The 26,685-nt window shown below is 65.6% G+C and carries 26 protein-coding genes; 17 read left to right on the plus strand and 9 right to left on the minus strand.

Annotated elements, in window-relative coordinates; translation table 11 throughout:
- Positions 1–134 precede the first annotated feature (134 nt).
- The gene (gene mog, locus NMQ16_RS15945; RefSeq protein WP_257081877.1) at positions 135–734 is read right to left on the minus strand and encodes a molybdopterin adenylyltransferase; all 600 of its coding nucleotides are present in this window, start codon (positions 732–734) and stop codon (positions 135–137) included.
- On the minus strand, positions 721–1,302 hold the full coding sequence (yjgA, locus tag NMQ16_RS15950) for a ribosome biogenesis factor YjgA (protein ID WP_257081878.1): 582 nt from the start codon (positions 1,300–1,302) through the stop codon (positions 721–723). Before yjgA ends, mog begins: the two co-directional genes overlap by 14 nt.
- A 124-nt stretch (positions 1,303–1,426) precedes the next feature.
- On the opposite strand from yjgA, the gene pmbA reads away from it, so the two are divergent.
- The 4 genes from pmbA to NMQ16_RS15970 are packed head-to-tail and all read left to right on the plus strand — an operon-like array spanning position 1,427 to position 6,563.
- Positions 1,427–2,767, plus strand: coding sequence for a metalloprotease PmbA (gene pmbA, locus NMQ16_RS15955; RefSeq protein ID WP_257081879.1), 1,341 nt, complete (start codon positions 1,427–1,429; stop codon positions 2,765–2,767).
- Positions 2,764–3,846, plus strand: a complete 1,083-nt coding sequence (locus NMQ16_RS15960) for a TRAP transporter substrate-binding protein (RefSeq protein ID WP_257081880.1) — start codon at positions 2,764–2,766, stop codon at positions 3,844–3,846. The genes pmbA and NMQ16_RS15960 overlap by 4 nt, the downstream gene beginning before the upstream one ends.
- 58 nt (positions 3,847–3,904) lie before the next feature.
- Complete coding sequence (locus NMQ16_RS15965) at positions 3,905–5,482, plus strand: MBOAT family protein (protein WP_257081881.1); 1,578 nt, start codon at positions 3,905–3,907, stop codon at positions 5,480–5,482.
- Positions 5,483–5,489: 7 nt separating this feature from the next.
- Positions 5,490–6,563: a hypothetical protein gene (locus tag NMQ16_RS15970; RefSeq protein WP_257081882.1), complete on the plus strand. Its 1,074-nt coding sequence runs from the start codon at positions 5,490–5,492 to the stop codon at positions 6,561–6,563.
- Between the two features lie 193 nt (positions 6,564–6,756).
- Here NMQ16_RS15970 and NMQ16_RS15975 read toward each other — a convergent pair whose 3' ends face one another.
- Both NMQ16_RS15975 and metK read right to left on the minus strand, forming a co-directional pair.
- A complete protein-coding gene (locus NMQ16_RS15975; RefSeq protein ID WP_257081883.1) occupies positions 6,757–7,377 on the minus strand; it encodes a hypothetical protein in 621 nt (206 codons plus the stop codon).
- Positions 7,378–7,628: 251 nt separating this feature from the next.
- Positions 7,629–8,792, minus strand: a complete 1,164-nt coding sequence (metK, locus tag NMQ16_RS15980; protein WP_257081885.1) for a methionine adenosyltransferase — start codon at positions 8,790–8,792, stop codon at positions 7,629–7,631.
- Positions 8,793–8,962: 170 nt separating this feature from the next.
- Between metK and NMQ16_RS15985 the strand changes: the two genes are divergently transcribed.
- From NMQ16_RS15985 to NMQ16_RS16045, 13 genes are all read left to right on the plus strand, one after another.
- Positions 8,963–9,844 carry a lysophospholipid acyltransferase family protein gene (locus NMQ16_RS15985; RefSeq protein ID WP_257081886.1) on the plus strand — a complete coding sequence of 294 codons (882 nt, stop codon included), beginning with the start codon at positions 8,963–8,965 and terminating at the stop codon, positions 9,842–9,844.
- Between the two features lie 9 nt (positions 9,845–9,853).
- Entirely contained in the window at positions 9,854–10,282 is a 429-nt protein-coding gene (locus tag NMQ16_RS15990) for a CoA-binding protein (protein ID WP_257081887.1), read from the plus strand.
- Positions 10,283–10,292: 10 nt separating this feature from the next.
- Positions 10,293–11,126 (plus strand): diaminopimelate epimerase, encoded by an 834-nt coding sequence (gene dapF, locus NMQ16_RS15995; protein ID WP_257081888.1) that lies wholly within the window; start codon positions 10,293–10,295, stop codon positions 11,124–11,126.
- A gap of 7 nt (positions 11,127–11,133) precedes the next feature.
- Complete coding sequence (locus NMQ16_RS16000) at positions 11,134–11,784, plus strand: DUF484 family protein (protein ID WP_257081889.1); 651 nt, start codon at positions 11,134–11,136, stop codon at positions 11,782–11,784.
- Positions 11,785–12,146: 362 nt separating this feature from the next.
- A complete protein-coding gene (locus NMQ16_RS16005; RefSeq protein ID WP_257081891.1) occupies positions 12,147–13,373 on the plus strand; it encodes a class I SAM-dependent rRNA methyltransferase in 1,227 nt (408 codons plus the stop codon).
- 69 nt (positions 13,374–13,442) lie between these two features.
- Entirely contained in the window at positions 13,443–13,880 is a 438-nt protein-coding gene (gene dksA, locus NMQ16_RS16010; RefSeq protein ID WP_069038554.1) for an RNA polymerase-binding protein DksA, read from the plus strand.
- A gap of 15 nt (positions 13,881–13,895) precedes the next feature.
- On the plus strand, positions 13,896–14,225 hold the full coding sequence (locus NMQ16_RS16015; RefSeq protein ID WP_257081893.1) for a hypothetical protein: 330 nt from the start codon (positions 13,896–13,898) through the stop codon (positions 14,223–14,225).
- A gap of 91 nt (positions 14,226–14,316) precedes the next feature.
- Positions 14,317–16,332, plus strand: coding sequence for a TonB-dependent receptor (locus NMQ16_RS16020; RefSeq protein ID WP_257081895.1), 2,016 nt, complete (start codon positions 14,317–14,319; stop codon positions 16,330–16,332).
- 149 nt (positions 16,333–16,481) lie between these two features.
- Positions 16,482–17,714, plus strand: a complete 1,233-nt coding sequence (locus NMQ16_RS16025) for an anti-sigma-factor (RefSeq protein ID WP_257081896.1) — start codon at positions 16,482–16,484, stop codon at positions 17,712–17,714.
- Between the two features lie 66 nt (positions 17,715–17,780).
- Positions 17,781–18,320: an ATP-dependent protease subunit HslV gene (hslV, locus tag NMQ16_RS16030; protein WP_257081897.1), complete on the plus strand. Its 540-nt coding sequence runs from the start codon at positions 17,781–17,783 to the stop codon at positions 18,318–18,320.
- Positions 18,321–18,346: 26 nt separating this feature from the next.
- On the plus strand, positions 18,347–19,669 hold the full coding sequence (gene hslU, locus NMQ16_RS16035) for an ATP-dependent protease ATPase subunit HslU (RefSeq protein WP_257081898.1): 1,323 nt from the start codon (positions 18,347–18,349) through the stop codon (positions 19,667–19,669).
- A gap of 80 nt (positions 19,670–19,749) precedes the next feature.
- The gene (locus NMQ16_RS16040) at positions 19,750–20,229 is read left to right on the plus strand and encodes a disulfide bond formation protein B (RefSeq protein ID WP_257081899.1); all 480 of its coding nucleotides are present in this window, start codon (positions 19,750–19,752) and stop codon (positions 20,227–20,229) included.
- 109 nt (positions 20,230–20,338) lie between these two features.
- Positions 20,339–21,661, plus strand: a complete 1,323-nt coding sequence (locus NMQ16_RS16045; RefSeq protein WP_257081900.1) for an NAD(P)/FAD-dependent oxidoreductase — start codon at positions 20,339–20,341, stop codon at positions 21,659–21,661.
- A gap of 53 nt (positions 21,662–21,714) precedes the next feature.
- Here the strand turns inward: NMQ16_RS16045 and NMQ16_RS16050 are convergent, their stop codons facing one another.
- The 5 genes from NMQ16_RS16050 to gpmA all read right to left on the minus strand — a co-directional run bounded on the left by NMQ16_RS16050 (position 21,715) and on the right by gpmA (position 26,506).
- Positions 21,715–22,467 carry a molybdopterin-synthase adenylyltransferase MoeB gene (locus NMQ16_RS16050; protein ID WP_257081901.1) on the minus strand — a complete coding sequence of 251 codons (753 nt, stop codon included), beginning with the start codon at positions 22,465–22,467 and terminating at the stop codon, positions 21,715–21,717.
- Positions 22,468–22,494: 27 nt separating this feature from the next.
- The gene (locus NMQ16_RS16055) at positions 22,495–22,956 is read right to left on the minus strand and encodes a hypothetical protein (protein ID WP_257081902.1); all 462 of its coding nucleotides are present in this window, start codon (positions 22,954–22,956) and stop codon (positions 22,495–22,497) included.
- 86 nt (positions 22,957–23,042) lie between these two features.
- Entirely contained in the window at positions 23,043–24,431 is a 1,389-nt protein-coding gene (locus NMQ16_RS16060; RefSeq protein ID WP_257081903.1) for a S41 family peptidase, read from the minus strand.
- Positions 24,432–24,464: 33 nt separating this feature from the next.
- Entirely contained in the window at positions 24,465–25,691 is a 1,227-nt protein-coding gene (locus NMQ16_RS16065) for a peptidoglycan DD-metalloendopeptidase family protein (RefSeq protein WP_257081904.1), read from the minus strand.
- Positions 25,688–26,506: a 2,3-diphosphoglycerate-dependent phosphoglycerate mutase gene (gpmA, locus tag NMQ16_RS16070; protein WP_257081905.1), complete on the minus strand. Its 819-nt coding sequence runs from the start codon at positions 26,504–26,506 to the stop codon at positions 25,688–25,690. The genes NMQ16_RS16065 and gpmA overlap by 4 nt, the downstream gene beginning before the upstream one ends.
- Between the last annotated feature and the right edge of the window lie 179 nt (positions 26,507–26,685).

Raw genomic sequence — 26,685 nt, forward strand, 5'->3', positions numbered from 1 at the left:
GGCGGCCTTGCCTAGATAGGCACTCTGCACAACGATGGTCGCGGCACTATCGCGGCGAGGCCGCCGCTCCCACAGGGGCAGCCGCCGCAGCTCAGCCGTGTGGCCCGCTGACGACCGAAGATGCGCGGTGACCTTCAGGCTCTGGGCGGCCGGATCGCGGATTTCGGGCGGAAGGCCTTCACCACGGAGTCGTCGGTTTCGATGTAGGGCCCGCCGATCAGATCGATGCAGTAGGGCACGGCGGCGAAGATGCCGGGTACGACCTGGGTGCCGTCTGCATCCTTCACGCCTTCCAGCGTTTCCCGGATCGATTTCGGCTGCCCGGGCAGGTTCAGGATGAGCGTGCTGCCGCGGATGGCGCCTGTCTGGCGCGACAGGATGGCGGTCGGCACGAAGCGCAGGCTGATCTGGCGCATCTGTTCGCCGAAGCCGGGCATCAGCTTGTGTGCCACCGCGGCGGTGGCATCCGGCGTCACGTCGCGCGGCGCCGGGCCGGTGCCGCCGGTGGTCAGCACCAGATCGCAGCCCGCGCTGTCGCACAGTTCGATCAGCGTCGCCTCGATCACCGGCTGTTCGTCCGGAATCAGCCGGGTTTCGAAGGTGACCGGCGTCTTCAGCGCGGCGGACAGCCAGTCCTGCAGCGCCGGAATGCCCTGGTCCTGATAGACGCCGGACGAGGCGCGGTCGGACACCGACACCAGGCCCACGGTCAGCAGATCGTCATCCTTGCTCATCGTCATCTTCATCCTCAGCGGTTTCGGTGGCGTCCGGCGTGCCGGCACGGTCGAGCTGGCGCAGCACGCGGAAGATTTCGCGGAACGCGCGCGGCGGCTTGTCCAGTTCGGTTTCGCGCAGCGCATTGCGGCGCAGCGTGCGCAGCTGGGTCAGATCGGCCTCCGGCCACTGCGCGGCGATGTCGCCCAGCACCTGTTCGTCGGCGATCAGCCGCTCGCGCATGCGTTCCAGCATCTGTTCGCGTGCGACCGCACGGGCGGATACGCCGCGTATGGCGTCCAGCGCCTCGACCAGCGGCGCGGTATCGATGGTGCGCATCACCTTGCCGACATACTGCATCTGGCGGCGCAGGCCCTCGCGGCTGCGCGTGCGGCGCGTTTCCTCGATCGCGCGGCGCAGGTTGTCCGGCAGGTCGATGCGCTTCAACTGCGTGTCCGACAGCGCGACCAGTTGTTCGCCGATGTCCTGCAGCGCATGCGAGTCGCGCTTCTTCTGACTCTTGCTCGGGCCGTCGTACTGCGGCGCGTCGTCGGGGTCTTCGTGGGTCGATATGGATTTCGGGCGCATGGGGCGGGGCGAAGCGTGGCAAGCGGCTATTATTGCAGCTTTGCCGCAGCCCGCTCGTGCAACGCCATGGCGTGGTGCGCCGGCTGCGGATTCCCCACCGGATTTCACTGCGAGATAGGCCCCCATGTCCCGACAGGGTTTCAGCTATACCGATGACAGCCTGCGCGACATTGCGCAGGATCTGCTGGACCACGCGCGCGCCGGCGGCGCCACCGCGGCCGAGGTCGACGTGTCCGAGGGCTTCGGCCAGTCGGTCACGGTGCGCCGTGGCGAGGTCGAAACGATCGAATACAACCGCGACAAGGGCATCGGCGTCACCGTCTATGTCGGCCAGCGCAAGGGTTACGCCAGTTCGAGCGACTTTTCGCGCGACGCACTGCGCGCCTCGGTCGACGCGGCGCTGTCGATCGCCCGCTTCACCGCCGAAGACGACTGTGCCGGCCTGCCGGACAAATCCCTGCTGGCGACAGAATTCCGCGATCTCGACCTGTACCACCCGTGGGAGCTGCCGGTCGAACAGGCGATCGAAATCGCCAGACGCTGCGAGGACGCCGCCTTCGCCACCTCGCCGGACATCCGCAATTCGGAGGGCGGATCAGTGTCGGCCCAGCAGTCGCAGTTCATTTCGGCCAACAGCCTCGGCTTCATGGCGGGCTATTCGAGTTCGCGCCAGTACATCACCTGTTCGGTCATCGCGGGCGAGGGCGACGCCATGCAGCGCGAAGACTGGTACGCCAGCCAGCGCTCGGCAGCTGATCTGCCGTCACCCGAAGCCATCGGCCGCTATGCGGCGGAGCGCGCGCTGGCGCGGCTGGGCGCACGGCGCGTCAAGACCACGCGGGTGCCGGTGCTGTTCGAAGCGCCGCTGGCCATCGGCCTGATCGGCCATTTCGTGCAGGCGGCCAGCGGTGGTTCGCTGTACCGCAAGTCGTCCTTCCTGCTCGACAGCCTGGGCAAGCAGATCTTCTCGCCGCTGATCAGCATCGCCGAACGGCCGCACCTGCCGCGCGCCATGGGTTCCGGCATGTTCGACGACGACGGCGTGGCGACACGGGACCGCGAAATCGTGCAGGACGGCGTGCTGAACGGCTACTTCCTGAGCACCTATTCGGCGCGCAAGCTGGGCATGCAGACCACCGGCAATGCCGGTGGCTCGCACAATCTGATCGTGCGGCCGGGCACGCGCAGCCTGGTCGACATGATCGGCTCGATCAAGCGCGGCCTGCTGGTGACCGAATTGCTGGGTCACGGCGTCAATTACGTGACCGGCGACTATTCGCGCGGCGCCGCCGGCTACTGGATCGAAAATGGCCAGATCGCCTATCCGGTGCAGGAAATCACCATCGCCGGCAATCTGCGCGACATGTACATGGGCATCAAGGAAGTGGGTGCCGACACGCTGGTGCGCGGTTCGAAACAGTGCGGCTCGATCCTGATCGACCGCATGAGGGTAGCCGGCGCGTGAGCGCTCGCGGGCGGCGCACCTTCCTGCAGGCGGCGCCCGCCGCGCTGTTGGCCGCGCCCGCCGCGGTGAGTGCGCAGCCGGCGATCCGCTGGCGGCTGGCGTCGAGCTTTCCGAAAGGGCTCGATGCGCTGTTTCCCGCTGCCGAAAAGGTGGCGCAGCAGGTCAGTGCCGCGACCGGCGGCCGCTTCCAGATCCAGGTGTTCGCCGCCAATGAACTGGTGCCGCCGTTCGGCGTGCTCGACGCGGTGCGCGGAGGCACGGTCGAATGCGGTCACTCCGCTTCCTACTACTACATCGGCAAGGACCCGACCTTCGCCTTCGACTGTGCGATGCCGTTCGGCCTGAACAGCCGGCAGCAGACAGCGTGGCTGCTCGATGGAGGAGGCATGGCCCTGATGCGCGAGCTGTTCGCCGGTTACAACATCGTCAATTTCCCGTGCGGCAACACCGGTGCGCAGATGGGCGGCTGGTTCCGGCGCGAAATCCGCACCGTCGCCGATCTGAAGGGATTGAAGATGCGCGTGGGCGGGCTGGCCGGTCAGGTCGTGAGCCGGCTGGGCGTGGTGCCGCAGCAGATTCCGGGCTCCGATGTCTATCCGGCGCTGGAAAAGGGCGCCATCGACGCCGCCGAATGGGTCGGGCCGTATGACGACCTGAAGCTGGGCTTCTACAAGGTCGCGCCTTATTACTACTACCCAGGCTGGGCCGAAGCAGGGCCGCAGTTGAGCATCTATGTGAATCGGCAGGCATACGAAGCCTTGCCGGAAGAGTACCGGCACATTCTCGAAGCCGCCTGCGCGGCCGCGCATGTCGGCATGCAGGCGCGCTACGACGCGCGCAACCCGGCGGCGATGAAGAAGCTGATCGCCGGCGGGGCGCAGCTGCGCATGTTCTCGCGCGACATCCTGCTCGCCTGTCAGAAGGAGTCGTTCGCGCTGTACCGCGAACTTGCTGCGGCAAACCCCGAGTTCCGCAAGGTGTTCGAACCGTGGAACCGCTTTCGCTCCGAACAGCACCTCTGGACGCGGATATCGGAGAACAGCCTCGATGCATTCGTCGGCCGGCATCCGGTCGAATAGCCCGCAGCGCGCCGCGCCGCCGGACACTCCAACGAGCTGAGCGACCGCGCGCACCGCAATGCTGTTCAACTCCTACGAATTCATCCTGGCCTTCCTGCCGGTCGTGCTGATCGTGTTCTACCTGCTCGGGTCGCGCGGCTGGATGGAGGCGGCCATCGTGTGGCTGGTGGCGGCATCGCTGTTCTTCTACGGCTGGTGGAATCCGCTCTATCTGGGTCTGCTGTGCGCATCGCTGGCGGCGAACTTCTGGCTCGGCCGAAAGCTGGTGCCCGATGCGCCGCAGCCGGGCGGGCGCAAGGCCTGGCTCGTCGCCGGCCTGCTGCTGAACCTCGGATTGCTCGCCTATTACAAGTACGCGAACTTCTTCGTCGATTCGCTCGGCAAGGTGACCGGGTTCGACGGGTCGATCGGCGCCATCGTGCTGCCGCTGGCCATTTCCTTCTACACATTCCAGCAGATCGCCTATCTGGTCGATGCCTATCGCGGTGACACGCGCGAATACAGCTTCAGTCACTACTGCCTTTTCGTGACCTTCTTTCCGCAACTCATCGCCGGTCCCATCGTGCATCACCGGGAAGTGCTGCCGCAGTTCGCCCGGCCCGGGGCGTTCCGGCTCGATCACCTGAAACTGGCCATGGGCCTGACGCTGTTCGCGATCGGACTGTTCAAGAAGGTGGTGCTGGGCGACGGTATGGCGGTTTATGCCTCGCCCGCGTTCGCAGCCGCGGCGAGCGGCACGACCCTGAGCTTCTTCGAAGCCTGGCTGGGCACGCTGGCCTACACGCTGCAGCTCTATTTCGACTTTTCCGGCTATTCCGACATGGCGTGCGGCCTGGCGCTCATGTTCGGCATCCGGCTGCCGGCGAATTTCCACAGCCCGTACAAGGCGGTCAACATCATCGATTTCTGGCGGCGCTGGCACATCACGCTGTCGCGCTTCCTGCGCGACTACCTCTATGTTCCGCTGGGCGGCAACCGGCACGGGCCATGGCGCCGCCATGTCAATCTGATGATCACCATGCTGCTCGGCGGCCTGTGGCACGGCGCCGGCTGGACCTTCGTGCTGTGGGGTGGGCTGCACGGCGCCTATCTGGTCATCAACCACCTGTGGCATGCGCTGCTGCGCCGCTGCGGGCTCGCTCCGGGTGCCGGCGGCTGGCCGGCACGATGCGCCGCCGGCCTGCTCACCTTTGTCGCGGTGATCGTGGCCTGGGTGCCGTTCCGTGCGGCGAACATCGATACCGCGTGCTCCGTGCTGTCATCGATGGCGGGATTGAACGGCATCGGACTGCCGTCCGGACTCGCCGCGACGATCCGGGCCGGTGCACCGTGGGCGGCGGATCTGCTCAGGCTGAACTTCGACGGCAGCTTTCCGAACAATCTGGTGTTCTGGGCCGAAGGCTTGCCTTGGATGGGTCTGCTGCTGGTCATCGTGTTCGCCGCGCCCAACAGCAACCAGTTGCTGCGTCGCCATCATCCCGTGCTTTTGCCCGAACACCTGTCGCTGGAACGCGGCGCTCTGCGTTTTCCGGTCTGGGCGCCGGGGCCGGCGAGCGTGCTGGTCACGTCGATCGCGCTGGTGTGGAGCCTGACCTGGATGACCCGGGTCAGCGAATTCCTGTACTTCCAGTTCTGACCGGGCGATGAGCGCGCGCACCTACAACATCGTGCTGCTCGGGCTGCTCGCCTGCTTTCTCGCCGTGGTCATCCATCTGGTCGTGACGCAGGAACCGGTGAGCGGCGACCTGACGCGGGTCGGCGGGCTGGCCGAGCACGATTTCGGCTGGCGGGGACAGAAGGCCCGCTTCGATCCGGAACTGGTGCGCTACCGCAAGCCGGGCCAGCCGGTCGCGAGCGCCCAGGTGCTGGTCATTGGTGACTCGTTTTCGCATCAGTCCGGGCATGGCTTCGGCTGGCAGAACCACTTCATCGCACGCACCGGCCTGGATCTGCTCGTCTATCACCTGCGCGGACAGCCGGCCGACAAGTTGCTGTCCGATCCGGCAATCCGCCGCCATCCACCGAAACTGGTGATCTACCAGAGCGCCGAATTGAGCCTGCCGGATCACCTGCCGCGCTATCCGGGAGACTGCACGCTGCCGGAACAGAGGCGCTGGGCACCGCTTCCCGTTCATCCGGTGCCGTATCGCTCGAAAGTGTACGAGCGGCGTACGACCTGGGGCGGCGAAATGAAGCCGCGCATCGACCAGGCGATGCACGTGATCAAGCTGAACGGTTTCTGGAACACGAGCCCGGCGCGCATCCGCCTGCTGCCGCTGACAAGGGGTGATCTGTTCAGCAGCCGCGACCCGACGCTGCTGGTCTACGGCTACGACGTGCCGGCCGACGACTGGCGTTCGCTTGAGATCGAGAAGATGGCATGCGGGTTGCGCAATCTGAAGACCTTCGTCGAGCGGGAACTGGGCGCGCCCTTCGTCGTGCTGTACGCGCCGGGCAAGCTGTCCGCCTATTCCGGGTACGTCGCCGGCGCCCGGCCGAGCTTTGCCGGCTTCATTCCCGCGCTGATCGAACGAAGCGGCATTGCGGCACCGGAGGTGCGCGATCGCCTGATGCAGGCGAGCGCGGCCGGCAGCCGCGACGTGTACCTTCCCAACGACTCGCACTGGGGCGAAACCGGGCACCGTATCGCCGCCGACGCGCTGTACGATTTCCTGCGCTCCACCGGACTGATCCGGGCGGACGCCGCGGCACCCTGATCCGGTTCCGTCCGCGGATGGCAGGCCGGAAATCTGCGCGCGCGGCTGCCTGGCCGCGCGATGCTTTCAGAGCGCCTGCTGCACGCCGGCGCCCGGTTGCTCAAGTTGACGCGACATCACGCTTGCCCGCCGGAACGAGTCGTTCGCGCTGCTCCGCTGACTTGCCGCGTGCTGCCCGGGCATGCAGAAGGTGTCAGCCCTGACGAAGAGCGCGTCGCGCAAGCAGGGCCACCGCTGCAAGGCCTGCACCGAACAGGGCAGGCAGACCGGGTTCGGGTACCGGTGCCGACGGCGCGCCGGCGAAACCGATCTCGCGGATTTCAACGCGGCCCGACACACCGAGAATCACCATGTCGACACGGCTCACCTGCTTGAAGGCCGATGCAAAGGTGTATTCATTGGCGGCGAACTTCGATATGGCCGAAAGCGTGCCAGAACTGCCGACGGAGGCCTCCGCGGCATCGAAGAAGTCGAGGCGGAAGCTGCGCACACCCTCGTTGAAGATGTTGATGTCGTTCCAGAGGTAGAAGGCGTCGATGTCGAAGGCACCGGCAAGATCCAGCGAGAGGGTGCCGAGCGAGCCGGTGCGCCCTGCGAATCCATTGAAGGGGGGGCCGTCGGCGATGATGCCGTCCGCAAGTTCGGCTACCAGCCAGACCGGCTTGCCGCAGGTGCCGACCTCGCAACCCGGAATCGAGGTCGATGGCGTGATGTCCGCGAAATCGATGGCGGCGATGCCCGCGTGCGCGAAACCCGCAGTCATCAGTGCGATGCAGCTCAGTGCAGTGCGCACGTGGGAGAGGATTTTTTTCATTGTTTTACGTCCGTGTAGGGGATGTGCAGCCAGCCGTCGTCAGACGCAAATACGGTGCCAGAAAGGGTTGTGCGAAATCCCCCTTTTTATTCAAGGTCTTGGAAGCGTCGGCGCGCGTTGCCCGGCCGGTGTGTAAATTCTGTCGACAGGTTTTCCGGTGCGCCCGCCGTGCATTCCGTCGCCCGGAAAAAAACACGGGGGCCGCAGTTCTGCGGCGCCTCGTGTTCGGGATACGCCCGGTTCAGCCTTGCTTACAGCCCGGCGTCAGCCCGCAGCGCAGCCGCCTTGTCTATGGCTTCCCACGTGAATTCCGGCTCGTCGCGGCCGAAGTGGCCGTAGGCGGCGGTCTTCTGGTAGATCGGACGCAGCAGGTCGAGCATCTGCACGATGCCTTTCGGGCGCAGGTCGAAGTGGCGCTTCACAAGTTCGGTCAGCTTTTCGTTCGAAATCTTGCCGGTGCCGAAGGTGTCGACCATGATCGAAGTTGGCTGGGCGACGCCGATGGCGTAGCTCACCTGCACCAGCGCCTTGGAGGCGAGGCCAGCGGCGACGATGTTCTTCGCCACGTAGCGCGCGGCGTAGGCGGCCGAGCGGTCGACCTTGGAGGGGTCCTTGCCGGAGAATGCGCCGCCGCCGTGCGGTGCAGCACCGCCGTAGGTGTCGACGATGATCTTGCGGCCGGTCAGACCGCAGTCGCCTTGCGGGCCGCCGACGACGAAGCGGCCGGTCGGATTCACCAGATACTTGATTTCACCCTTGACCAGTTCCGGCGGCAGGACCGGCTTGATCACGTCTTCGATCACCGCTTCGCGGATCGCTTCGAGCGACATGTCGGGAGCGTGCTGCGTGGACAGCACCACCGTGTCGATGCGCTCGGGCTTGCCGTCGACGTAGCGGATGGTGACCTGGCTCTTTGCGTCCGGACGCAGCCAGGGCAGACGACCGTCCTTGCGCAGATGGGCCTGGCGCTCGACCAGGCGGTGCGACAGATGGATCGCCATCGGCATCAGCACCGGCGTTTCGTCGCAGGCGTAGCCGAACATCAGCCCCTGGTCGCCGGCGCCCTGGTTCAGGTAGTCGTCGCTGGCGCGATCAACGCCCTGCGCGATGTCCGGGCTCTGCTTGTCGTAGGCCACCAGCACGGCGCAGCCCTTGTAGTCGATGCCGTATTCGGTGTTGTCGTAGCCGATGCGCTTGAGCGTGTCGCGCGTGACGTGGATGTAATCGACGTTGGCCGTCGTGGTGATTTCGCCCGCGAGCACGACTAGCCCGGTATTGCACAGCGTTTCCGCGGCCACACGGGCGGTCGGGTCCTGCGCGAGGATGGCGTCGAGGATGGCGTCGGACACCTGGTCGGACACCTTGTCCGGGTGGCCTTCTGAAACCGATTCCGACGTGAATAGATAATCTGACATGCGCCTGCTCCTTGTAATCATCCCTGTGCTGGTTCGTCGAACCAGCCCCGGGAAGCGAGCAGGCGACGCTTTAGCAGTATTTTTAATCCGCCCTGCAAGTTGTCTCGTTTAACTCGGCGGAAGCATTAGTCTACCGCGTCCTGTCGTTCCCGTGCGCCACGCATTTCTCGATGTCTGCAGTTGTTCACACTCCGGCAAGCCGGCTGGCCGGCGCTGTCTTCGGCGTGTTGTCACGCTGTCCGCTGCGCGTCCTGCAGATGGTGGGCGCATTCGCCGGACGTCGCATGCATGCCTGGTCGGGCAAGTTCCGCCGCGAATTCGATGGCAATCTGAAACGCGCCGTGCCGGATGCCGATGCGTCTCTGATCGACGCCGCGGCCGCCAGCGCCGGGCGGGTCGTGTTCGAACTGCCCTGGGTGTGGATGCGGCCACGAACCGAGGTGCTGTCCCGGGTGACCGGCGTGACCGGCTGGGAACATGTCGAGGCGCTGCACGCCAAGGGGCGCGGCGTGGTGCTGCTGACGCCGCACATGGGCGCTTTCGAGGTGGCGGCGCAACTGATCGGCTCGCGCCTGCCGATCACCGTGCTTTATCGCGAGCCACGCCAGGCCTGGCTGGGCCCGCTGATGGCACGTGGGCGAGACGGCGGCGGCGTGTCGCTGGCCGCGGCCGACGGCGGCGGCGTGCGCCGGCTGCTGCGTACGCTGCGTGACGGCGGACTGGTCGGCATCCTGCCCGATCAGGTGCCGGCAAATGGCGAAGGTGTGTGGGCGGATTTCTTCGGCCGTCCGGCCTACACGATGACGCTGGCGGCGCGCCTGACCGAGCATGCCGAAGGCCCACTGATGGTGTTCGCCGAGCGGTTGCCTGACGGGCAGGGCTTCCACCTGCACTTCCTGCCGCCCGAGGTGCCGGTCACCGGCGACACGCGGGCGCGCGTCGAGGCGATCAACCGCAGCGTCGAGGCGCTGGTGCGCTGCTATCCCGACCAGTACATCTGGGGTTACAAGCGCTACAAGTGCCCGCCCGGCGTGCAGCGGCCCGCGCTGTAGAATGCGCGCATGTTCGAAAATCCTTCGCCGCAGGCCATCGGCGCGCTGTTGCGGCGCGCACGCACCGTGGCAGTCGTCGGCCTGTCCCCGAATGAGAACCGCCCGAGTCATCGCGTCGCGCGCGCCATGCAGGGCTTCGGCTGGCGCATCGTGCCGGTGCGCCCGGCCGTGACCGAAGTGCTGGGCGAAACGGCCTACGCGTCGCTCGATGACATTCCCGAAGCACTGCGGCGCGACATTGATCTGGTCGATGTCTTTCTGGCACCGGAACGCGTCGGCCCGGTGGTCGATCGCGCCATCGCGCTGGGTCTGCCGGCCATCTGGTTGCAGGACGGCGTGATCGACGAAGTCGCCGCGCAGCGTGCGAAGGACGCCGGGCTCACCGTGGTGATGAATCGCTGCGTGTGGCGCGACTGGGTGCCGCTGGCGACTGAATGATCGGATCTGCATGAAGCTGCGTTTTTCCAAGATGCACGGCCTCGGCAACGATTTCGTCGTGATCGACGCCATCCGCCAGCAGGTCGACCTGACGCCCGCGCGCGTGCGCTTTCTGGCCGATCGCCACTTCGGTGTCGGCTGCGACCAGCTGCTGCTGGTCGAGCGCGCACAGCAGCCGGGCGTCGATTTCCGCTACCGCATCTTCAATGCCGACGGCGGCGAGGTCGAACAGTGCGGCAATGGCGCGCGCTGCTTCGTGCGCTTCGTGCTGGATCAGGGTCTGACCGACAAGCGGCAGATCCTTGTCGAAACGATGTCCGGTGTCATCACGCTGACCGCAGAAGACGACGGCGACATCACCGTGAACATGGGGGTGCCGGTGTTCGAACCGGCGCGCATCCCGTTCGATTCTGCCTCCGATGCTTTCGTGCAGCCGCTCGACGTGGCGGGTACGGCGGTGCCGATCACTGCCGTGTCGATGGGCAACCCGCATGCCGTGCAGGTGGTGGCCGACGTCGACGCCGCGCCGGTCGCGCAGCAGGGGCCGCTGATCGAATCGCACGCGCGCTTTCCGGCGCGGGTGAACGCCGGCTTCATGCAGATCGTCGATGCTCATTCCATCCGGCTGCGCGTCTACGAGCGCGGTGCCGGCGAAACGCTGGCTTGCGGCACCGGTGCCTGCGCCGCCGTGGTGGCCGGCGTGGTCAGGAATCTGCTCGACAGCCCGGTGCGCGTGACGACGCGCGGCGGCGAACTGAACATACGCTGGGCTGGCGAAGGTGAGCCGGTCTATATGACCGGTCCGGCCGTGACCGTTTTTGAAGCAGACATTCATCTGGAGTGACCGAGGCATGAGAGCCGACGACATCGCGCGTTACCTGCAGGACCACCCGCAGTTCTTCGAGGATTACCACGACCTGCTGGCGCAGCTGTATGTCCCGCACCCGCACGGCGGCCGCACCATTTCGATCACCGAGCGGCAGATCCTGACGCTGCGCGAAAAGGCCAAGGCGCTGGAACTGAAGCTGGCCGAACTGCTGCGTTTCGGCGAAGACAACGACCTGATCTCGACCCGCGTGCATGCACTGTCGGTCGCGCTGCTGACCGCCGGCAGCTTCGACGCGCTGATGAACGTGTTGCGCGAACAGCTGGCGGATGCCTTCGCCGTGCCGCAGCTCGCGCTGCGCCTGTGGAACAGCGTGCTGACGCGCGACAGCGACGTGTTCGCGCCGGTCGAGGAGCGCATCCGCGTGTTCGCCAATGAAGCCAAACACCCCTATTGCGGCCCGGTGAACGATCTCGGCGTGGTGGCGTGGTTCGGCGATGCGGCGCCGTCGGTGCAGTCGATTGCGCTGATCCCGCTGCGCCGCGAATCACGCATCGTCGGTCTGCTGGCGCTGGGTTCGGATGATGCCGACCGTTTCGTGCCCGATATGGGCACGCTCTATCTTGAACGGATCGGCGAGCTGCTCGGCGCGTCGCTGATCCGCGAGTTGGGCTGAGAGGTGGGGCCCCCACGCTCACTTCGTTCGCTCAGGGTCGGCTCTGCACAGCCGACCCGTTCGGTCGGCGCAGCGCATGCGCAGCTAACCCCATTGTTACGGAGGCCGGCTTTGCACAGCCGGCCCGTTCGGCAGGCGCAGCGCCATGCGCTGCGAAACCCCTGTCTCACCCCCGCCGAGGGGGCTGCGCTGGGCCACGTTCGGCTTTGCACAGCCGAACGGTTGCGCGGGCGGCGAGCAATGCTCGCCGAAACCCCCGCTACACCCCTTGGGGCGGCCCTTCGGGCGGCGCGTCGGCCCCCACGCTCACTTTGTTCGCACAGGGTCGGCTTTGCACAGCCGACCCGTTCGGGCGGCGCGGTGTGACCGCCGCGCTGATCCTCGCGCCGGGTCGCGAACGCTCGGTGCTGCGGCGTCACCCGTGGATATTCGCCGGGGCGGTCGATCGCATCGACGGCCGTGCCCGGCCGGGTGACACCGTCGTGGTGCAGGCCAGCAATGGCCGCGCGCTGGGGCGTGCAGCGCTGTCACCGGCGTCGCAGATACGCGCCCGCATGTGGAGCTTCATAGACGAAAGCATCGATGACGCCTTCTTCCGCCGCACCGTGGCACGCGCGGTCGAACAGCGGCGCGATCTGCCCGAACTGGCGCCCGAATTCGAGGCGTCAGGCGGTGTGCGGCTGCTGCATGGCGAATCCGACGGCCTGCCGGGCGTCGTGGCCGACCGCTACGCAGACGTGATCGTGCTGCAGATCACCAGCGCCGGTGGCGAGAAGTGGCGCGATGCCATAGCCGACGCGCTGACCCGGGCCACCGGCGTCAGCCGCATCTACGAACGGTCCGACCCGGATGTGCGTGCCCTTGAAGGGCTGGCCGCGCGCACGGGCTGGCTGACCGGTGAGGCGGGGATCGTGGGCGGGCCGCCGCGACCGGTCATTGCCGAGCGCGCCGCGAGCGGCCGCATCAACCTGGAAGTGGACGTGGCCGGCGGTCACAAGACCGGTTTCTACCTCGATCAGCGCGACAGTCGCCGGTTGTGCGGCGAACTGGCGCAGGGCCGGCGGGTGCTGAACTGCTTCTGCTACACCGGCGGCTTTTCGCTGCACGCGCTTGCGGGCGGGGCGACGGAGGTGCTGTCGATCGATTCGTCCGGCCCGGCGCTCGAAATGGCGCGCGCCAATCTGGCGCACAATCCGGTCCTGGACGCCAGCCGCGCGGCCTGGCTCGAAGCGGATGTGTTCCAGCATCTGCGCACACTGCGCGACGAAGGCCGAAAATTCGATCTGGTGGTGCTCGATCCGCCGAAGTTCGCGCCGTCGGCGTCGCACGCCAAGTCGGCGGCGCGCGCCTACAAGGACATCAACCTGCTCGGTCTGCGCCTGCTGGCGCCGGGCGGTCTGCTGATGACCTACTCCTGTTCGGCCGGCATCGACCCGGCGATGTTCCAGGGCATCGTCGCCGATGCAGCGGCCGATGCCGGCATCGGCGCACGTGTTTTGCGCCGGCTTTCGGCCGGGGTCGATCACCCGATCGGACTGGCTTTTCCGGAAGGCGAGTACCTGAAAGGACTGCTCATCCGCGTGGCGTGACAACGCGACTCTTGTTTTACTGCAAACATTGGTATCCTCCCGCTCTTTCCAACTTGGGAGTCCCCGCGGATGGCCACCAAGAACGCCGGCAAGGCAGACAAGCCGCTGACCGAAGCCGACATGCTGAAAATGCCGGAAAAGGACTACATGAACGAGGCGCAGCTCGCGTTTTTTCGCGGCCTGCTCGCCCGCATGCGCGATGACATCCTGCGCAAGGCCGATGAAACGGTCGAGCACATGCGGGAAGTCGATAACGTGTCCGACCCGGCAGACCGCGCGACGGTCGAAGAGGAACACACGCTGGAACTGCGCGCCCGCGACCGTGAGCGCAAGCTGCTGAAGAAGATCGAACAGGCAATCGACCGCATCGACGCAGGCGAATATGGCTATTGCGATGAAACAGGCGAGCCGATCGGCATCGGCCGCCTGCTTGCACGTCCGACCGCAACGCTGACGATCGAAGCGCAGGAACGGCGCGAGCGGCTGCAGAAGCTCTACGGCGACTGAAGCAGCGCTTTCGTCATGAATCCCCTGTTCGTGTTTCGCCGCGTCCTGCTGCTGTTGTGCCTGCTTGGCGCACAGCATGTGGCGCTGGCGCATGTATACGAGCATCATCCGGCGCCCGGTGTGCAACCGGTCGCCGGTGCGGAGCACGGTTCGGGTCTGCATGCGGTTTCGTGCGCCGACTGCCTGTCCGGTCACGCGCTGAATGCTGCGCTGCCGGTTACCCTGCCCGGGCTGCGCCACGCCAGCCTCGATCACTTATTGAGCAGCGCTGACTCGCTGCTCGCAACGGCTTGCCACCTGCCCGAGCAGCGCGCGCACGGCCCGCCTTCACACACCCTGATCTGACGCAGCGCGCCGCCTTCAGGCGCGATCCACCCAGTGACAGACCGGCCGCGCAGTGCGCGCGGCCATGCCCTTTCGGGCCAGGGGAACATTCATGCATCACTCGCATTCATTGCGAAGCGCCGTGCTGGTCGCTTCGATTGCAGCCATGGCCGTGCCGGTCGCGGCGCAAACCATCAAGGATCTGCCCACCGTCGTCGTGACCGGCAATCCGCTCGGCAGCGATCTGTCCGATCTGGTCAGCCCGGTATCGATCATGGACGGCAACGATCTGACGTTGCGCGGTGCCAGCACGCTGGGCGAAACGGTGGGCACGCTACCCGGCGTCAGCAGCACCTGGTTCGGACCGAATTCGAGCCGGCCGGTCATCCGCGGTCTGGACGGCGACCGGGTGCGCATTCTGAGCAATGGCGGCGCGACGGTCGATGCGTCGTCGCTGTCTTTCGATCATGCGGTCACGACCGATCCACTGGTGATCGAACGGGTCGAAGTGGTACGTGGCCCGGCGGCGCTGATGTATGGCGGCAATGCGGTCGGCGGCGTAGTCAATACGCTGGACAACCGCATTCCCCAGGGGGCGATGTCCGGTGCCAGCGGCCGCCTCGACGGCGTGATCGGCGGTGCCGATTCGACGCGTGCCGTCGCCGGTCGGGCCGAATACGGCGCAAATGGCTTCAATCTGCATGTGGACGGTTTCAGCCGCCGCACCAGCGACCTGCGCATTCCACGCAGCAGCGGCGCATCGCGGCTGCGCAATTCGGCAGCCGAAAGCGAGGGCGGTGGCATCGGCTTTTCGCTGGCCGGCGACAAGGGTTATGTCGGTGCGTCCTACGGCTTGTACGACACCCTGTACGGCACGGTCGCCGAGCCGTCGATCACCATCGACATGCGCAGCGAGCGCTGGGACCTGGCCGGCGAGGCGCGCGATCTGGGCGGTTTCATCACCGGCATGAAATTCCGCGCCGGTCACACCGATTACAAGCATGTCGAACTGGACGATGGCGCGCCCGAGACCCGATTCTTCAACAAGGGGACCGATTTCCGGGTCGAGGCCAGCCATGCGCCGATAGGTGCCTTCCGCGGCGTATTCGGCGTGCAGCTCGACAGCAGCGACTTTTCGGCGCTCGGCGCAGAGGCCTTCGTGCCGTCCACCAGCACCGATACGCGCGCACTGTTCGTGTTCGAGGAAACAAAGATCGGCGACCTAAAGCTCACCTTCGGCGGGCGCATCGAGCGGGCCAAGGTCAGCACCGACGGCGGTGGCCCGGATGACGCGAACAACCCGGGTACGCCGCGCTTCGACCCGTCGCAGGAGCGCCGCTTCACGGCGCGCAGCGCAGCCTTCGGCGCCATCTACCCGCTGAACGACGTGTTTTCGGTGGCCAGCCAGCTGGCGCACACCGAGCGTGCCCCGACCTTTTACGAGCTGTTCGCCAATGGCCCGCATGCCGCCACCGGCAATTACGAACTGGGCAACACCGCGCTCGATACCGAGAAATCGAACTCGATCGACCTGCAGCTTCGGGTCAAGAGCGGTGAGCACAGCGGCAGCGTAGGCGTATTCCACAGCCGCTTCAACAACTACATCGCGCTGTCGGGCAGCGGGCGCAACCGCGAAGAAGACGGCCTGATCGACCCAGCAGGTGAATTGCCTGAATTCACTTACAACGCGGTGCCGGCCAGATTCACCGGTGTCGAGGCGCAGGCGCACCTGCTGCTGTGCCGCTGCGCCGGCGAACTGCACCTCGATCTGCAGGCTGACATGGTGCGCGCCAGCAACCGCGACACCGGCGAGCCGCTGCCGCGCATTGCGCCGATGCGAGCGCTGGCCGCGTTGAACTGGCACCGCGACCGACTGCAACTGCGGCTCGAGGCGCAGGGCGTGCGCCGGCAGGACCGGATAGACAGCGACGGCACGCCGACCGCCGGCTACACGCTGGTCAACGCATTTGCCAGCTATGGCTTCTCCGCGGGTGGCCTGGGTTGGGAAGCCTGGCTGCGCGGCAACAATCTGTTCGATACCGAAGCACGCAATCACGTGTCCTTCCTGAAGACGATTGCACCGCTGCCCGGGCGCAGCGTGATGGCGGGTCTGCGGATGAATTTCTGAGCGCAACGAAGCGGTGGGCGGGCGCCTGTCACGTCTGCTTACCGGATCGGCGCGCAGCGCGGAGGGTTTGCGGGGTAAAGTAAAGATCTGTATCGACTTTGGGCAAGCAGTGCCGTTAACCCTTCGGGTTGACCCGATATCTTTCTCCCGTGGCCTTTTCATTCTTCAAGAAATCACCTGCTCCGCAGGTCGAGACGCGCAAACCCGTGCAGCCCGCCCGTGGCGGCTCGGTGTCGCGTCCGCCTCAGAGCGCGCCGCCCCGGAGCGCGCCAGCGAGCGGGCCGCTCAGCGTTTCGCCGAGTGTGTCGCCGTCGGGCGGCCTGATTTCACTCGACTTCATCTCACGCGACCCGCTCGAAGGCGCGCGCCGCATGGGCAAGGGCGAGCTCGAGGTGCAGGACGTTTCCAGCGGACTGCACCCGGTGGTCGAAGAGGCGGCGATGCTGTTCGCCAATGGCGAGGATGAGGCCGCACTGAATGCACTGGAGCGCGCCACCTTCGACGATCTTGGCAGTTCCGCCGAGCAGGTGTGGTCGATGCTGTTCGATCTGTGCCACGCGCTCGGTCGCTGCGACGCGTTCGAGGCGCATGCACTGGCCTACGCCGAACGTTTCGAGCGCTCGGCGCCGACCTGGCCGGCGAGTCCGTCCAGGGGCGCGGCCAACGGCCCGCCGACGCTGACCTTGTCCGGCAAGCTGTCCGAGGCCAGCCGCGCGATGATCGACCAGTTCGACCGCCTTGCGTGCAAGACACCGTTGCTAAGGCTGGACACCGCCCGGGTGCAGGATGTGGACGAGGATGGCGCAAGAATGCTGACCGAGGCGTTGGTGAAAGTCCGGCGCAGCGGGCATCGAGTGGCGATGATCAATGTCACTCACCTGCGGGATCTGCTGGCGCCGCGCGTCATTCCGGGCACGGCAGCGCTGCCGGAACAATGGCTGCTCTATCTGGAAGCGCTGCAGCAGCTGGGCGATGAAGCCGCCTTCGAGGAATTTGCCATCCAGTACGCGGTGACTTTCGAACAGTCGCCGCCATCATGGGATGCGCGCTGGGTGTCGGCCACGCTGCTGCCGTCGGCGCCTGAACCGGTCAAGTCTGTCGGCAAGCCGGCGGTTGCATTGCAGGGCGAAATCACCGGCGCCAGGCAGGACGCGTTTGCCGTACTGACGGCCGGCGATCATCCGCCGGGTGTGCTGAAGGTCGAATGCTGCGATCTCAAGCGCATGGACTTCATCAGTGCCGGCCTCCTGTTCAACGTCATCACGGCCGTGCAGGCCACCGGCCGCCAACCGCGATTCGTAGAGGTGCGCCCGATGATTGCAGCGCTGTTCGTGCTGATCGGCGTGGCTGCAGTGGCGGAAATCCAGCAGCGGCATTTCTGAATCGATCCACCCGGTCGCGCCCGCAGGGGTAAAGTACGCGACCTCTCTGCTTCATCAGGATCAGGCATGGAACAGTTTCACGGCACGACCATCCTTTCGGTGCGCCGTTCGGGGCAGGTTGCGCTCGGCGGCGACGGCCAGGTCACGCTCGGCAACATCGTCGTCAAGTCCACGGCACGCAAGGTACGTCGTCTTTATCAGGGTCGCATCCTGGCCGGTTTCGCCGGCGGTACGGCCGACGCCTTCACGCTGTTCGAGCGTTTCGAAACCAAGCTGGAGAAGCATCAGGGGCATTTGCTGCGCAGTGCGGTCGAACTGGCCAAGGACTGGCGCACCGATCGCATGCTGCGCCGGCTTGAAGCCATGCTCGCCGTGGCCGATCGCGAATCGTCGCTGATCATCACCGGCAACGGCGATGTGCTTGAACCGGAAGGCGGCATCGTTGCCATAGGATCGGGCGGCGCCTACGCCCAGGCTGCCGCCCGCGCACTGATCGAAAACACCGAACTGTCTGCCAGCGACGTGATTTCGAAGTCGCTCGGTATTGCCGGCGATCTGTGCATCTACACCAATCAGAGCCACACCATCGAAGTGATCGAATGGTGACGAATACTGCCGCTTCCAGTCACACCATGACGCCATCCGAAATCGTGTCCGAACTGGACAAACACATCGTCGGGCAGACGCGCGCCAAGCGCGCGGTTGCCGTGGCGCTGCGCAACCGCTGGCGCCGCGCCCAGGTGGCCGAACCGCTGCGTACCGAAATCACGCCGAAGAACATCCTGATGATCGGGCCGACCGGTGTCGGCAAGACCGAGATCGCGCGCCGACTGGCGCGACTGGCCAACGCGCCCTTCATCAAGGTCGAGGCGACCAAGTTCACCGAAGTGGGTTATGTCGGACGTGATGTCGACAGCATCATCCGCGACCTGATGGAAATCGCGATCAAGGACCTGCGCGAGCGCGCGATGAAGGCGTCGCGCACGCGCGCCGAGGACGCCGCGGAAGACCGCATTCTCGACGTGTTGCTGCCGCCTGCCCGCCCGACCGGTTTCGGCACCGACGCGCCGCCGGCGGAAGAGTCCGGCACGCGCCAGAAATTCCGCAAGAAGCTGCGCGAGGGGGAACTGGACGACAAGGAAATCGACATCGAGGTCGCGCAGTCGGCGCAGTCGATGGAGATACTGACGCCGCCCGGCATGGAGGAACTGTCCGGTCAGCTGCAGTCGATGTTCCAGAACATCGGCAACCCGCGCCGCAGCCGGCGCCGCATGACCATCGCGGAAGCGATGCGCGTGCTGACCGACGAAGAGGCTGCCCTGCTGGTGAACGAGGACGAGGTGAAGCAGCAGGCGCGGGTCGCGGTCGAACAGCACGGCATCGTGTTCCTCGACGAAATCGACAAGATCGCCACGCGCTCGGAGCACGGTGGTGCGGACGTGTCGCGCCAGGGCGTGCAGCGCGACCTGCTGCCGCTGGTCGAAGGCACGACCATCAGCACCAAGTACGGCATGGTGAAGACCGATCACATCCTGTTCATCGCCAGCGGCGCCTTCCACCTGTCGCGCCCGAGCGACCTGATCCCGGAAATGCAGGGCCGCTTCCCGATCCGGGTCGAACTCGAATCCTTGTCGGTGGAAGATTTCGAACGCATCCTGACGGCCACCGACGCCTGCCTCACGCGCCAGTACAGTGCGCTGCTGGGCACCGACGGCGTGGCGCTGGATTTCACCGCCGACGGTATCCGCCGGCTGGCCGAAGTCGCCTGGTCGGTGAATGAGCGCACCGAGAACATCGGCGCGCGCCGCCTGCATACAGTGATGGAAAAGCTGCTGGAAGACGTGTCTTTCGACGCCGGCCGGCACGACAGCGCACTGACCGTCGATGCCGCCTATGTCGACGTCCGCCTGGGCGAACTGTCGCAGAGCGAAGACCTTGCCCGCTATGTGCTTTGAGCGCACACCGCTGCGTACCGCTCTTTCCGTCTTTCCGAGCTTCTGCCTGAAGGTCCCCTGTCCGTCTACCTGAGCGTCCGATGACCCCGATCGCCCGTACCCGCCTGCTGTTCGTCCTGTCCTACCTCTGTTTCGGCCTCGTTGCCTATGCGCTCTACCTGCAGCACGTCGAACGCCTGGCGCCGTGCCCGTTGTGCATCCTGCAGCGCTACGCCTTTGCCGGTACCGGCCTGTTCCTGTTGCTGAGCGCGTTGTTCGGCGGCGCGCTGTCGCGCAGCGGGCTGTGGCTGGCGGCGCTGGTCGCCGGCGCGGGCGCTGCGATTGCCGGTCGGCATGTCTATGTGCTGTACCACCCGTCGGTCAGCTGCGGTCTCGATCCGGTCGAGGATTTCGTCAACAGCCTGCCGCCCGCGCAATGGCTGCCGCAACTGTTCTTCGCCGACGGCGCCTGCGGCGCAAAGCTGCCGCCGATCTTCGGGCTCGACATTCCGGAGTGGTCGCTCGCGTGGTTGGTCGCCCTGGTGTTGACCGCCGTGCTGCTTTCGTGGCGCAGGCACTGAGCGGCCGCACCGGCTGTTCCATTTGTGCAGCATCCGGACGGGTGTCGAGCACAATCGACGGTTGCTGATGCACAATCCGTGTGCATCAATCTTTCTGCTTCCGGACACTATGAATCATCAGAAAAAACCCGTCATCGTGGTGGTGGGCGGCGGTGCAGGCGGACTTGAGCTCGTCACCAGCCTCGGAGACCGCTACGGCGAAAAAGGCCTGGCCGACGTGGTGCTGGTCGATGCGTCGCCGATCCACATCTGGAAGCCGCATCTGCACGAAGTCGCGGCCGGACGCATGGACATGCACATGCACCGGCTCGAATACGTCGCCCAGGCGCGCTGGCACAGCTTCGAGTTCCAGCTTGGCCGCATGACGGCAATCGACCGTGAGCGCAAGACCATCCACATCGAGGCGGTACCGGACTTCGATGGTGACCCCATGCTGCCGGAGCGCGAACTGCATTACGACTATCTGGTGATCGCCATCGGCAGCACGGTGAATACCTTCGGCATCCCGGGCGCCGATGCATTCACGATGGCGCTCGATTCGACCCACGACGCCGAACGCTTCCGGCAGAAGCTGGTGGCCGCCTGCATGCGCGCCGACGCGCGCGCCGAGCGCGGCGAGCCGCACCAGGTGTCGATCGCCATCATCGGAGCCGGTGCCACCGGCGTCGAACTGTCGGCCGAACTGCGGCACACCAGCAAGGTGTTGCGGGCTTTCGGGGTGCACAGCATGGATCCGCGGCAGGACGTCCGGATTACGTTGATCGAGGCGGCCGAACGCGTGCTGCCGGCGCTGCCGCTGCGAATTTCAGCCTCGGTCGAAGGCCTGCTCAGGAAAATGGGCATCGACGTACTGAAGTCCGAACGGGTCAGCGAAGTGAGCAAGGACGGTCTGGCCACGGCCAGCGGCCAGTTCATCCGCGCCGACCTGATGGTGTGGGCGGCCGGCATCAAGGCGCCGAACATGCTTGCCGGTTTAGGCGGACTGGAATCGAATCGCATCAACCAGCTCGTGGTGGATGATCATCTGACCAGCACGCGTGACCCGGACGTGTTTGCCTTCGGTGACTGTGCCGCCTGCGTCTGGCTGGACGGCGAAGGCACGATTCCGCCGCGTGCCCAGGCGGCACACCAGCAGGCCAGCTATCTGGTGAAGATTCTGGACATGCGCCTGTTCGGGAAGGGCGATCCCGGCCCGTTCAAGTACAAGGACTTCGGTTCGCTGGTGTCACTGGGCAAGACCGGCGCAACCGGCAACCTGATGGGTGGCATCATCGGCGGCAGCATGTTCATCGAAGGTCTGGTGGCACGCGTGATGTACCGCTCGCTGTACCAGATGCACCAGATCGCGCTGCACGGCTGGATCAAGAGCTCGATCGACGCGTTGGCGCGCATCATCAAGCGCAGTACTGAGCCGCACGTAAAGCTGCATTGAGGCAGGATCGAGATTCAAGATTCAAGGTGCAAGGTGCAAGGTGCAAGGTGGGGTCAGGGCCGCTGCCCGCAGACTTCACACGCGGGATCGCGTGGCAGCGTGATGCTGCGCCACTCCATGCCGAGGGCGTCGAGCAGCAGCAGCCGGCCGGCCAGCGACCGGCCGGTGTGTGCCAGCAACTTCAGCGCTTCGGCGGCCTGCATAGTGCCGATGATGCCAGTCAGCGGCGCAAACACGCCCATCACCGCGCAGCGTACCTCGTCGGCGTCGCCGCCTTCCGGAAACAGACAGTGGTAGCAGGGTGCATCGGCGTCGCGGCTGTCGAACACCGACACCTGACCGTCGAAACGGATCGCCGCACCGGATACCAGCGGCGTGCGCGCGGCCACGCAGGCGCGGTTGATGGCATGGCGGGTGGCGAAATTGTCGCTGCAGTCGAGCACCACATCGGCCGCCTCGACCTGTTCGCGCAAGGCGTCTCCAGCCAGCCGTGTCTTGAGCGCGATCACCTCGATGCCCGGATTGATGTCGTGCAGCGATTCTCTCGCCGACTCGACCTTGGCCTGCCCGACCGAATGCTGCCGGTGCAGTACCTGTCGCTGCAGATTGGTGAGGTCTACCTCGTCATCGTCGACGATCACCAGCGTGCCGACACCGGCGGCCGCCATGTAGAGCGCTGCAGGGCAGCCCAGGCCACCGGCGCCGACTATCAGGGCACGCGAGGCGAGCAGCCTGTCCTGTCCTTCGATGCCGATAGGGTCCAGCAGGATGTGCCGGCTGTAACGCAGCAGTTGTTCGTCGTTCATCGCAGATAAGGTTGCCGCCGTGCGGTGTCAGCGGTAGTCGCGCAGTTCGGTCGGCGTGTCGTCATGGTCGCCGTGCGGATGATGCTGCCAGGCCTTGACATAGATTTCGTTCGATTTCTTGATCAGCCGTTCCGGTTGTCGCAGGTTGCGCAGCTGGGTGTCTTCGCAGAAGTGCAGCAGCGAGCGCACGATGCGCATCACCAGCCCGGTGTCGGTGTGAAAGCCGTTCTCGTCGAGCAGCCGCTCGATGCTGCGGAAACTGTGCTCGGTCAGGCTGTATTCGATGGCCAGTGCCCGACCGCGGCGACCGGTGACGGTGATGTTGCCCTGTGCGGTCAGAAAGCGGCTGGCTTCATCGATACGCTCGTAGCTGCGCAGGCTGAAGCGCAGCTCACGGTGCTTCATCAGGCCGGCCTGCGGCCCGTAACCCGGCTTGCGCGGGGCGCGGTGTTCGCGACCGAAACGGCGCTGGCTTGCATGCGCGGCCATCATTCAGCTCCTCAATCCGGTAGGTTCTAAGGTCCGCACGCGGACCTTAGAACACGCTGGCCGGACCGCGTGGTTGCGGTCGCAGCTCAGTTCTTCTGCATGATCTGCAGGCCCTTCAGCAGATTCAACGCCTGCGTGAACTGGTAATCGGTCTTGGTCGCAAATTCAAACGGAGCGGCCTGCTTGTCGTCCTCTTCGTCCTTCGCAGGCGCTGCCTTGCTCTTGGCGCCTGCATCAGCCGGCATGGCGGGAATTTCCACGTCCTTGTCGTTGTTCAGGTGACGGTCAAGATCAGCTTCGCGCAGGCGCAGCCCGCTGCTGCCGTTCGCGCTTTCCTCGACGACGATGTCCGGCACGATGCCCTTGGCCTGGATCGAGCGGCCATTCGGCGTGTAATAGCGCGCCGTGGTCAGCTTGATCGCCGTATTGTTGGTCAGCGGCATGATGGTCTGCACCGAGCCCTTGCCGAAGGTCTGGGTGCCCATGATGACTGCGCGCTTGTGGTCCTGCAGCGCGCCGGCGACGATTTCCGAAGCCGAAGCCGAACCCGAATTCACCAGCACCACCAGCGGAACCGATTTGGCACCCGCCGGCAGGTTCTGCAGGAAGTCGTCGCGACTGCCGCGCAGGTAGTCTTCCGGCGATGCGATAAAACGGCGCTTTGCATCGTCGGTTCGACCGTCGGTCGACACCACCAGCGCCTTCGGCTGCAGGAAAGCAGCAGACACGCCGACTGCGCCGTGCAGCAGGCCACCCGGATCATTGCGCAGGTCGAGCACCAGGCCTTTCAGCTCACCGTCCTTGTAGAGCTTGCCGATGTGCTTGGCCAGGTCTTCCGCACTCTGCTCCTGGAACTGCGTCAGCCGCAGGTAGCCGTAGCCCGGCTCGACCAGCTTGGACTTCACGCTCTGCACCTTGATCACTTCGCGCATCAGCGTCACTTCGATCGGCTTGGTTTCGCCCTTGCGCGCGATGGTCAGGCGGATGCTGGTGTTCGGCTTGCCGCGCATGCGCTTGACCGCATCGCTGAGGTTCAGCCCCTTGGTCGAGGTGTCATCCAGCTTGATGATCAGGTCGCCGGACTTGATGCCGGCGCGAAATGCGGGGGTGTCCTCGATCGGCGACACCACCTTGACGAAACCGTCTTCCATGCCGACTTCGATGCCGAGGCCGCCGAATTCGCCCTGGGTACCTGCCTGCAGGTCCTTGAAGGCATCCTGATCTAGGTAGGCGGAGTGCGGGTCGAGGCCGGACAGCATGCCGCTGATGGCCTGCGTGATCAGCTTCTTGTCATCGACCGGCTCGACATAGCTGGCCTTGACCGCATTGAGGACGTCGGCGAACTGGCGGAGCTCTTCAACCGGCAGGCTGCTGCCGGGCGTCTTGTTCGCGTTGGCGGAGAAATTGAGACTGAGCAGCACGCCTGCACAAAGCCCGATCATGATCAGGCCGGTTTGCTGCAGCTTCTTTTGCATCGAAAACACTCCGCGTATGTATCGGCCGGAAATCTAGCGGGAAACCCATTTCAAGGGATCCAGCGCCTGTCCCTGATGCCGCAATTCAAAGTATAAACCCGATTCCAGAGCCCCACCGCTGCTGCCGATCGAGGCGATGTTCTCGCCGCTGTGCACCGTCGCACCGACCGCTTTGAGCAGTGCTTCGTTGTTGCCGTAGACGCTCAGATAGTGGTCACCGTGGTCGACGATGATCAGGTTGCCGAAGCCGCGCAGCCAGTCTGCGAACACCACGGTACCCGCCGCCACGGCTTTCACGTCGCCGGCACCGGCACGGATGAAAATGCCGCGCAGCGGTGTGCCGCCATCGGCGCTTTGGGCACCGAAGCGGCGCGCAAGTTCGCCGCTTGCCGGCCAGGGCAGTTTGCCGCGCAACTTCACGAAGGGCTGGCCGCCGTGATCGACCGGCAGCGACTTCACGACCGGACCCGTGTCCGCCTTGTTGCGGGCGGGTTCCGGGTCGTCGGTTGGGGGCAGGCCGCCGGGCGCCGGGCGCGGCACGGTGCGCGCACTTTTCTTCGACAGGGCTTCGATCAGCCGGCCGAGTCTCGCCGCGTCGCGCTTGAGCGTCGCCAGTTCGCGACGTTCGGTACGCAACTGGGTGGCCAGTCGTTCGAGTACCTTGCGGCGCACATTGTTTTCGGCGGTCAGTCGTTCGCGTTCGCGTTCTCGCTCCGCCTCAAGCGTGCGCACCTGTTCGAGCTGGCTGTCCTGCTGCGTCAGCAACTCGCGCTGCTGCGCCAGCGCGGCCCGGTGGGTGTCCATCAGCGCGAACTGGCTGCGCGACAGGCTGCGCAGGTAGTGCAGGTCGCGCGCGCTCTGGTTCGGGTCGGTGCCCGACAGCAGGTGGCGCAGCGCATCGGCTTCACCGGCACGCTGGTGTCCTCGCAGCAGTTGTGCAAGTTGTGTCTGCTGGCGCTGCAGCGTTGTCTCTCCGGTGGCGATGTCGGCGCGCGTGCGGGCGAGCGCCGTCTCGACCTCCTTGCGCTGCCGGCTGATCTCGCGCAGCGCGCGGGTGGCGTCCGAGATGGCCTTTTCGGAACTGCGAAGTTCGTCGCGCGCCTCGCGGTGCGCGCTTTCGGACTGGTTCAACTCGTCACGCAGCGCTTCCATGCGCTGCTGCAGTGCCTTGAGCTGTTCCGGACTGGCCTGGACCGCTCGTTCAGCCTGCGCGATCAGCGGCAGGGCGCACAGCAGGGCAAGGAGGACGCGGACGGTCACTCCATCCACGGCGGGCGTTGCTCGGTCTGCGCCTCGTCGGTGTCCGGAATCGGCGGCCGCTGGCGCTGCGGAACGGCGCGGCTCTGGTTGGCGACGGCGTCGATGGCGGCCTTGATGGCCTCCTGGTCGCCGAGGTAGTAATGACGGATCGGCTTCAGGTCGTCGTCCAGCTCATAGACCAGCGGCTGTGCAGTCGGGATGTTCAGGCCAAGGATGTCCTGCTCGGACACGTTGTCGAGGTACTTGATCAGCGCACGCAGGCTGTTGCCGTGGGCGACGATGAGCACATTCTTGCCGGCCTTGATCTGCGGCACGATCTCCGCGCTCCAGAACGGCAACACGCGGGCCACGGTGTCCTTAAGACATTCGGTGCGCGGGAAGCATTCGTTCGGCACTTCGGCGTAGCGCGGGTTCTTGCGGTCGAGGCGCGGGTCGTCCTCCTCCAGCGCCGGTGGCGGCGTGTCGTAGGAGCGGCGCCACGCCAGCACCTGTTCCTCGCCGAAGCGCTGTGCCGTCTGCGCCTTGTCCAGACCCTGCAGGGCGCCGTAGTGGCGCTCGTTCAGGCGCCAGGTCGGGCGGATCGGGATCCACATCAGGTTCATCTGTTCGAGCGCAACATAGAGCGTCTTGTTGGCGCGCTTGAGCACAGACGTGAATGCAACATCGAAGCGGTAGGATTCGCGCGCAAGCAGGCGGCCGGCTTCGCGCGCCTCGATTTCGCCCTTCTCGGTCAGACCGACGTCGGTCCAGCCGGTGAAACGGTTTTCCTTGTTCCAGACGGATTCGCCATGGCGCAACAGAACGAGCTTGTACATGAGGTGGGATCTGTAGGGTGGGATCGGGTCGGGCGCGGCATCCTGCGGCGGAGCATTGCGCTACTGATTCGTGGTCGGTAGGTGAGCCGCGCGCGCTTGGGCTAAAATCGACATTTTCCCAGAAAAAGCATTTCGCGGTCCGGTAAAAAATCGACATACCTGCGCGTTTCGACGCGCAT

It is taken from the genome of Methyloversatilis sp. XJ19-49 (genome assembly GCF_024580145.1).
In the GTDB taxonomy this organism is placed as follows: domain Bacteria; phylum Pseudomonadota; class Gammaproteobacteria; order Burkholderiales; family Rhodocyclaceae; genus Methyloversatilis.